Genomic DNA, 9,477 nt, shown 5'->3' with positions numbered 1-9,477 from the left:
GAGATGAATTGGAGATTGGAGAAAACAATAAATTAATATTTATTGAAGCTCGAATGTTACATTGGCCAGATAGTATGTTTACCTATATGACTGGAGAAAATATCCTATTTAGTAATGATGCCTTTGGGCAACACTATGCTTCAAACTTACTTTATAATGATTTAGTAGATCAGGCTGAATTATATCAAGAAGCAATAAAATACTATGCAAATATTTTGACTCCCTTTAGCTCTCTTGTAACCAATAAAATAAAAGAAGTATTAGGATTTAATTTGTCTGTAGATGTTATAGCTACCAGCCATGGAATCATTTGGCGGGATAATCCAGCTCAGATTATAGAAAAATATTTAGAATGGGCAGATGCCTATCAGGAAAATCAGATTACCATAGTATATGATACTATGTGGAATGCTACTAGAAAGATGGCTGAGGCAATTGCAGAAGGTATTAAATCTGTAGACAAGGATGTAACGGTTAAACTGTTTAATGCTGCCAATTCTGATAAAAATGATGTAATTACAGAATTGTTTAAATCAAAGGCAATGCTATTTGGGTCCTCTACTGTAAATAAGAGTATAATGCATGCAACTGGCGGTATACTTGATATGATAAAAGGCATAGGGTTTAAGAATAAAAAAGGTGCAGCTTTTGGTTCTTATGGTTGGTCAGGAGAATCTGTAGCCATTTTAGAGGAAAGACTGAAAAATGCAAAGATAGAAATAGTACAAGAAGGAATAAAAGAACTCTGGAACCCAGATGAAGAATCTATAGATAGATGTGTTGAATTTGGTAAAGAGTTTGTAGGTAAATTATAACATAAATTCTTATCAAGGATTAAAAGGCGAATAATTTTCACAGCCTACACCTTTCTAGCATATTATATATTGCATAAAAATAAATTAAGAAAGGTGATTAATATGGATAGTCGTCATGAAACAATGCAGGTCTGCCCTTCTGGGAGCTTTGCTTATACTATAAGATCTGGAGATACCTTCTTTTTATTAGCTCGCAGATTCAATACAACAGTTGAGGCTATAATTAGAATAAATCCAGGGGTTGATCCAAATAGACTTCAAATAGGCCAAAGAATATGTATACCAGGAGTTATGCCACCTCCGGCACCACCATGCCCAAATGGGTTCCTATATACTATAAAGCCAGGGGATACATTCTTTAGACTTAGCCAACAATTTGGGGTTAGTGTAGATGCAATAATTAGGGCTAATCCAGGGGTAGATCCAAATAGACTTCAAATAGGACAAATGATATGTATACCAAGTGCAGTAACCCCAACCCCACCATGTCCGAATGGTTTCCTTTATGTAGTAAGGGCGGGAGACACGTTCTTTAGACTTAGCCAACAATTTGGGGTTAGTGTAGATGCAATAATTAGAGCTAATCCAGGGGTAGATCCAAACAGCTTACAAATAGGTCAAGTAATATGTATACCAACTTTCTAATGAAAAGGAGCTTAAGCTCCTTTTTCTTTTGCTTAAATTATTAACATCTATTATCTTATTTGCATATTATATAGTGCAAATAATTATATGAGGGAAAGGTGATTATGTATGAAAGAAAAACATGAAATAGAACAAAGATGTCCCGCTGGAAGTTTTGCATATACCATTAAATCTGGGGATACTCTTTATGCATTAGCTCGTAAATATAATACTACCGTAGAAGCAATTATTGAAATAAACCCAGGAATTGATCCAAATAATTTACAGATAGGTCAAATAATATGTATACCACAGATGGCGCCACCATTACCACCATGTCCAAATGGATTTTATTATACTATAAGACCAGGAGACACATTCTATAAACTTAGTCAACAATTTGGAGTAAGTGTGGAAGCTATTATGAGAGCCAATCCAGGAGTAGATCCAAATAATTTACAAATAGGCCAAGTAATATGTATACCACAGATGGCACCACCAGTACCACCATGCCCTAATGGATTTTACTATACCATAAGACCAGGAGATACCATATTTGCACTTAGCCAACGATTTGGCGTATCAGTTCAAGCGATAATAAATGCCAACCCAGGAATCGATCCAAATAATTTACAAATAGGTCAAGTAATATGTATACCACAAATGGCACCACCAATACCACCTCTACCACCATGTCCAAATGGATTTTATTACACTATAAGGCCTGGGGATACCTTATTTACAATTGGTCAAAGGTTTAATGTACCAGTTCAAGAGATTATAAATGCAAATCCTGGAATAGATCCAAACAATCTACAAATAGGGCAGGTAATATGTATTCCTAGAAGATGCGTTGTATTTTGCTTCTAAAAAGTTTAAAAAGCCCAAGTTTTTTGGGCTTTTTAAACTTTTTAATTGTTTATTGAGATTTTTTCTTCACTTTCATAGAATATATCTTCTTCTTTAACTCCTCTATCCAGTAAAATATTATAACTATCTATAATCATATTCTTAGATCCACACAAATACACTTTATATCCTTCTAAATCCATGTCTCTTAATACATGGGTTACATAACCTTTTCTTAAGGAACTATTTTTATCTCGAGATACAACAGGAGTATATTGGAATCTATCTTCTTTTTTATCCAAGGATTCAAAATAATCCCTATATAAAAATTCATCTTCATATCTTTGACCATCTAAAAGTTTTACATCTTTTAATGATGGATTATTTATTAGAATATCTCTAGTTAAACCGATAAATGGAGTAATACCTATTCCATTTCCAACAAATAATATCTTCTCAGCTGAATAATCTACCACTAATTCATCTCCAAGAGGACCTTCCAATTCAACCATATCTCCTAACCTAAAATCATTAAATATAATGTTTGTTCCATATCCTTTTTCGACTTTTTTAATTATGACACTTAGTTTAGTATTATCTTCATTGAAAGATGAGATAGTATAGGCTCGAAAGGCTTTTGGTTTATCTTGGATTTTGATTAGGATGAATTGACCTGCTTTATATTCCACTATATTAGGAGATATGAAGGAAAATGTATATTCCTTTATGTTTTTCCCTAAATCCTTAATATCTGTAATTTGTGCTTTTATACTTTGGCCATTTTCATATCCTTTGATAGAGGTACTGTTCATTAACTCAATAGCTTCTTCTTCTGTTCTTAGAGATAATATGTTTGCTGGACAATTTTCAACACAGGTAGAACATTTAATGCAGTTAATACTATCAAATTGATTTTTTTCCGAAAACTCTAAATAAGGAGTCAACTGAAAGGGACATACTCTAGAACATTTTCCACAAGTATGGCATTTGTCCAAACTTTCTATGGTAACCTTTTTTTCAGTTTTTTCAGCGATGCCTATTGTTCTACCTAATTTATGAGATAATTTTTGTATTGTACCCATTGGGCAAAACTGACACCAAGTTCTTGGATTTATCAATACAGCAAACAAACCTCCAGCAATTAAAACCATTAAATAGGTAGTAACAAAAACAAACCCTAATTTATCTAGAAAATCATAGGTTCCCCAAAAATTTGAAACTTTGATTATTTTTTTTGAGAAATTGTACATAAAGAATGCAAAAAAACCTATCATCATAGGTGTAGATTTCATAAATTTAGGGATTTTTTTGTTTAAACTAATAGGCATAGTTATCCTATCAAATAAGGAACCATGGGGACAAAAGTTGCCACACCAATATCTACCTGAAAAAAATGAAGTAGTTGTTAAACCAGCCATAATAAAAATGACTAGCAAACCTAATTTAGGTTTCCACAAGCCCCCTATAGCTACTAAAAGTGTAAATATCCAGGCATTTTTTCTAATGTTAGTAAAAGTCCTATTGGTCTTAATGTAATAATTCTCCATCTAATACCTCCTATGAATTAATATATACCACTGGGGGGTACACTGGTATTATAACCGGTGATGGAGCATTTGTAAAGGGGAAAAATGAAAATACTATAGAAAAATCGAAAACTCCCTAGCTGGGAGTTTTCGATATCAAAGTTATCAATAATATGCTGAATAGAATGAACAAAATAATGCTGATTATTAAAGATGCATTAATAATCTTTTCATCAGATATGTTTTTTTTCTTTTTAAGGTTTACGCCATTAACCTTAGCTAACAAACCTATGAGCATGTATATGACAGCAACGGAAAAGACTACGGACACAAAACAGCTGCTAAAGTTTGGGTTAGAGGCATAACCTATATTTGGATCTGGTGGATATAAATAGTCAATAATTATAGGGAATCCATTATTGATGAAATGGATTATCATTCCAGCGTATATAGAATTTGTGGCAAATACCAGATAACTAGCAATAAAGCCAGCTATGAAGGTATGGAAGAATTGAAAGAAATTTAAATGAAGCATTCCGAATAACAAACCATTCATTAAAGCAGCAACAAAATAACTTTTATTCCTATATCCATCTAATATTATACCTCTCATAAGGATTTCCTCAAATATGGCTGGAGTCACGGCAGTAAATATTATGCTACCTACGAAAGTATTATGGTAATCATAGGCTATAATATCTGCCAATGTACTTCCAAAAAACTTAGTATATAAAGCAACTATAGATACTAGAATTGGCAACATACAAAACCAAATGGCAAATATGATTATTGTGCTTTTAAAATCTAATACATTAGGTTTTAAAATTCTTTCCGCCTTTTCTCTATTGATGAATAAATATATGCTAATAGGTATTAAAAAGGACACATATTGATAAGCATTAAAAGGAATAGGCAAAAACTGCACTATTATAGACCATATGATTACATATAGATAGAAACGGTTGACTTTATGTATTATCCGTTCTTGTTTTAATACTTTACCTTCCATAAATATCTCCTTTAAGTCTTATACTATTATTATACAATAAATATGCTTATTCTCAAACCAAATAAAACATGTAGTATAATATACATAAAAGATATATAATCATACTAATAACTATTAATAGATATAAATACTCAGTTTATTGAAAGATTATATGTATTATCAAGGGATTAACAATATTTGTAATTGAGAATTAACTATGCTATAATTCATTTAATCTATTTTGTAATGTAAATATTAGTTGTTGCTGCTGTGCATATTAAAGACAAGGGGGTAGAGCAGTTAACTGCGAAAACATGATAAATTTACGTTTAGGTTTAGATGTTGGTTCCACTACTGTAAAGTTAGTGGTCTTAAATTCATCTTATGATATTGTTTATAGTACTTATAGGAGACACTATTCTGATGTTAGAAATAGTGTAAAAGACGTAATATTAGATGCTTATAAAAGATTTAAAAATGAAATTGTAACGATTATGGTAACGGGTTCAGGAGGACTCTCTGTTCACAAATGGTTAGGCATTCCCTTTATTCAGGAAGTTGTTGCTTCTACTACTGGTATTAGAAAATTTATTCCACAAACGGATGTAGCTATTGAACTAGGTGGAGAAGATGCAAAGATTACTTATTTAGATGGGAATGTTGAACAGAGGATGAATAGCATCTGTGCTGGTGGAACTGGTGCATTTATAGATCAAATGGCATCATTAATTGAAACAGATGCTCAGGGATTGAATGAATTGGCAGAGAGGCACAAAACCATATATTCTATTGCTTCCAGATGTGGAGTATTTGCCAAAACTGATATTCAAGCATTAATTAACCAAGGGGTATCAAAGGAAGATATAGCAGCATCTGTATTCCAATCTGTGGTAAATCAAACCATTTCTAATCTTGCCTGTGGTAGACCTATTAAGGGAAAGGTTGCTTTTTTAGGAGGACCTTTACATTTCTTACCAGAATTAAGGAAAAGATATGTGGAAACATTGAATTTATCCGAAGATGAGATAATATTTCCAGAAAACTCTCAATTGTTTGTAGCAATAGGGGCAGCAGTTGCTTCTATGGAAGAGAAGGTTATTAGTTTCGAGGAATTAAAGAACAGGTCACTAGACTCAAAAGTGCAAATGGAATCAGAAATTAGAAATTTAAGGCCACTATTTAAAAATGAAGAAGAATTAAAGGAGTTTAAAGAAAATCATATAACTCATAAGATGAAATATAAGAATATTGAAATTCATAGTGGAAAGTGCTATCTTGGAATAGATGCAGGTTCTACCACTACTAAAGCTATTCTAATAGATGAAGATAACAATATTCTATATTCATACTATGGGAATAACAAAGGGAAACCTTTAGATTTAACGATAGAAATTTTAAAGGAGATTTATGACAAGCTCCCAGAAGGAGAGAAAATTAGCTATTCTACTGTTACTGGTTATGGGGAAGAGTTTATTAAAGCTGCATTAAATATAGATGTAGGGGAAGTAGAAACTATGGCTCATTATAAGGCAGCCCTTTTTTTCCAACCTAAGGTAGATTTTATCCTGGACATTGGTGGCCAGGATATGAAATGTATGAAAACAAAGGACGGAGTAATAGATAGTATACTCTTAAATGAGGCATGTTCTTCAGGTTGTGGCTCCTTTTTGGAGACCTTTGCCCATTCGTTAAATATGTCTGTAGAGGATTTCTTAAATGAGGGATTACTAGCTGAGAATCCAGTAGATTTAGGCTCTAGATGTACTGTATTTATGAATTCTAAAGTCAAACAAGCTCAAAAAGAAGGAGCTACCGTTGGCGATATTGCAGCAGGACTTTCTTACTCGGTAATTAAAAATGCAATTCAAAAGGTAATTAAGGTAAGAGACCCAAAGGAATTAGGAGAGAATATAGTAGTTCAAGGGGGAACCTTTTATGGAGATGCAATATTAAGGTCCTTTGAGTTGGTATCAAAAAGAGATGTAGTAAGACCTGATATACCTGGGCTTATGGGGGCTTTAGGTGCAGCATTAATAGCTAAAGAAAGATATGAAGAAGGAATAGAGTCTAATATACTTTTAAAAGAGGAATTGAACAATTTTAGCTATAAGACCAAAAGAGCAAACTGTGGAAGATGTGGTAATAATTGTTCCTTAACTATAAATATATTTTCCGACGGAAAAAGATATATTACAGGAAATAGGTGTGAAAAGGGAGCAGGAATAACAAAGAGCACTAAAAAGATACCGAATCTATATGAATATAAATATAATAGAACCTTTGGATATGAACCTTTGTCTAAAGGAGAAGCTAAAAGGGGCACAGTAGGAATCCCAAGGGTGTTAAATATCTATGAAAATTATCCCTTCTGGTATACTTTCTTTACAGATTTAGGTTTTAGGGTTCAATTATCTACTGAATCCAATAGGGAAGTATATGAGAAAGGTATAAGCTCTATACCAAGTGAAACCGCTTGTTATCCAGCCAAAATATCCCACGGTCATATAATGGATTTAATAGAAAAGGATATAGATTTCATATTTTACCCTGCAGTATTTTATGAACATAAGGAAGATAAAGAGGTAGATAATCACGTAAACTGTCCTGTTGTAATTGGTTACTCTGAGGTTATTAAGCATAATGTAGATGAAGTAATGCATAAGGATGTATTATTTTTAAATCCATTTATATCCTTTGATAGCAAATTAGGATTGAAGAAAAGGTTAAAAGATGAACTAAAGGATTTCGATATACCTTATAGAGAGATAAGGCAGGCTGTAGATAAGGCTTGGGATGAATTGATGGCCTATAAGAAGGATATAGAAAGAAAAGGCGAGGAAACTTTAAAGATCATGGAAGGAGAAGGCATAAAAGGGATAGTACTAGCAGGAAGGCCTTATCATATAGATCCTGAGATTAACCATGGTATACCAGAATTAGTTACATCCTTGGGCATGGCTGTTTTAACAGAGGATTCTATAGCCCATTTAGCAAAACCTGAAAGGCCTTTAAGGGTATTAGACCAATGGGTTTATCATTCCAGATTATATAGAGCAGCTTCTTTTGTGGCTACTCAGAAGAATTTAGAGCTTATACAGTTAAACTCCTTTGGTTGTGGTTTAGACGCAGTTACAACAGATCAAGTAGAAGAAATCCTCCATGGTTATGAAAAGATATATACAGTGCTAAAAATTGATGAAGTTAGCAATTTAGGTGCAGCTAAAATTAGGGTAAGATCCCTTTATGCAGCTTTGGAAGAAAGAGAAAAGAGTGGTTTTAAAATAGAAAAGAAATACCAACCAATAGAAAAAATAGCATTTACTAAAGAAATGAGAGAAAAACATACTATATTAGCTCCTCAAATGGCGCCAATACATTTTAAAATATTACAGGAAGCCTTAAGTTCCTGTGGATATAATCTAGAGTTTTTACCAACAATGGACTTGAAAGCTATTGATGAAGGATTAAAATATGTAAATAATGACGCTTGTTATCCTTCTATAATAACTGTAGGTCAATATATTGCTGCATTAAAATCTGGAAAATATGATTTAAATAATGTATCTCTATTGATGAGCCAAACTGGAGGGGTATGTAGAGCTTCTAATTATATTGGTTTCATACGAAAAGCATTAAAAGATGCGGGCTTTGGTAATATTCCAGTAATTGCAGTATCAGCTCAAGGTATCGAAACCAACCCTGGATTTACTTATTCTTTGGAAATGGGAAGAAAGGGAGTAATGGCTATTTTGTATGGAGATCTTATAATGAGGCTATTATATCGTGTAAGACCTTACGAAAAGATTAAGGGATCTGCAAATGTATTATCGGAACATTGGATTAAAAAATGTTCTGAAGCGGTGAAAGTAGGAGATAAAAAAGAGTATGTAGAGAATATTTATTATATGGTTAAGGATTTTGATGAATTAGAGATAGATGAAAGTTTAATCAAACCTAAAGTAGGAGTTGTAGGAGAAATATTGGTAAAATACCATCCAATGGCTAATAATAATTTAGTAAGCTTATTAGAATCTGAAGGAGCAGAAGCGGTAGTACCAGATTTAACGGATTTTCTATTATATTCTAGCTACAATGCAACCTATAAATATAAATATTTGTCAAAGGGTTTACTGCCTAAGATAGGTAGCGATATTGCTATAAAATATATTGAATATTATAGGAAACCTGTAAGGGAAGCATTAAGAAATTCTAATAGATTCCATGAACCATTAACAGTGGAAGAATTGGTTAAGGAAGCAGAAAGACTGGTTTCCATAGGTAATCAATATGGAGAAGGCTGGCTACTTACTGCAGAAATGTTAGAATTAATCCAAAGTGGTGCAGAAAATATAGTATGTACTCAACCTTTTGCCTGCTTACCAAATCATATAACAGGCAAAGGTGTCATAAAGGCCATTAGGGATATATACCCACAGGCTAATATAGTTGCCATTGATTATGACCCAGGGGCCAGTGAAGTAAATCAGTTAAATAGAATTAAGTTAATGCTTTCAACAGCCCATGATAATGTAGAAGAAAAAAAGGAATACTTAACAAAAACTTATAATATAGAAAGTTAAGATTAAAAGCCTTCCCTTGGTTCAGTGAAAATTAATAATCTGAATCAAAGGGAAGGCTATTAACATTATCGTCATTTTATAGCAATAATATTGTA

The 9,477-nt window shown here is 32.7% G+C and carries 6 protein-coding genes; 4 read left to right on the top strand and 2 right to left on the bottom strand.

Annotated features, from left to right (window positions below):
- From C3E90_RS01125 to C3E90_RS01115, 3 genes are all read left to right on the top strand, one after another.
- Positions 1 to 815: flavodoxin domain-containing protein (locus tag C3E90_RS01125; protein ID WP_236913711.1), on the top strand; the 815-nt coding region annotated here is incomplete at its 5' end.
- 102 nt (positions 816 to 917) lie between these two features.
- Complete coding sequence (locus tag C3E90_RS01120) at positions 918 to 1,460, top strand: LysM peptidoglycan-binding domain-containing protein (RefSeq protein WP_236913710.1); 543 nt, start codon at positions 918 to 920, stop codon at positions 1,458 to 1,460.
- A 108-nt stretch (positions 1,461 to 1,568) separates the two neighbouring features.
- Positions 1,569 to 2,309 carry a LysM peptidoglycan-binding domain-containing protein gene (locus tag C3E90_RS01115; RefSeq protein ID WP_236913709.1) on the top strand — a complete coding sequence of 247 codons (741 nt, stop codon included), beginning with the start codon at positions 1,569 to 1,571 and terminating at the stop codon, positions 2,307 to 2,309.
- 41 nt (positions 2,310 to 2,350) lie between these two features.
- Here the strand turns inward: C3E90_RS01115 and C3E90_RS01110 are convergent, their stop codons facing one another.
- Together C3E90_RS01110 and C3E90_RS01105 are read right to left on the bottom strand one after the other, a co-directional pair.
- Positions 2,351 to 3,835: a 4Fe-4S binding protein gene (locus C3E90_RS01110; RefSeq protein ID WP_236913708.1), complete on the bottom strand. Its 1,485-nt coding sequence runs from the start codon at positions 3,833 to 3,835 to the stop codon at positions 2,351 to 2,353.
- A gap of 115 nt (positions 3,836 to 3,950) precedes the next feature.
- Entirely contained in the window at positions 3,951 to 4,823 is an 873-nt protein-coding gene (locus C3E90_RS01105) for a CPBP family intramembrane glutamic endopeptidase (protein ID WP_236913707.1), read from the bottom strand.
- Positions 4,824 to 5,116: 293 nt separating this feature from the next.
- Between C3E90_RS01105 and C3E90_RS01100 the strand changes: the two genes are divergently transcribed.
- Positions 5,117 to 9,382: a 2-hydroxyacyl-CoA dehydratase gene (locus tag C3E90_RS01100; RefSeq protein WP_236913706.1), complete on the top strand. Its 4,266-nt coding sequence runs from the start codon at positions 5,117 to 5,119 to the stop codon at positions 9,380 to 9,382.
- Positions 9,383 to 9,477: the final 95 nt, after the last annotated feature.

The organism is Clostridium sp. Cult2, from assembly GCF_021655075.1.
In the GTDB taxonomy this organism is placed as follows: domain Bacteria; phylum Bacillota; class Clostridia; order Tissierellales; family Tepidimicrobiaceae; genus Schnuerera.
Note: the sequence above shows the minus strand (reverse complement) of the source record. Positions and strands in the feature narration are given on the sequence as shown.

Coding starts and splice junctions, on each gene's coding strand:
- C3E90_RS01120 (WP_236913710.1), top strand. CDS start 918: ATGGATAGTCGTCATGAAACAATGCAGGTCTGCCCTTCTGGGAGCTTT.
- C3E90_RS01115 (WP_236913709.1), top strand. CDS start 1,569: ATGAAAGAAAAACATGAAATAGAACAAAGATGTCCCGCTGGAAGTTTT.
- C3E90_RS01110 (WP_236913708.1), bottom strand. CDS start 3,835: ATGGAGAATTATTACATTAAGACCAATAGGACTTTTACTAACATTAGA.
- C3E90_RS01105 (WP_236913707.1), bottom strand. CDS start 4,823: ATGGAAGGTAAAGTATTAAAACAAGAACGGATAATACATAAAGTCAAC.
- C3E90_RS01100 (WP_236913706.1), top strand. CDS start 5,117: ATGATAAATTTACGTTTAGGTTTAGATGTTGGTTCCACTACTGTAAAG.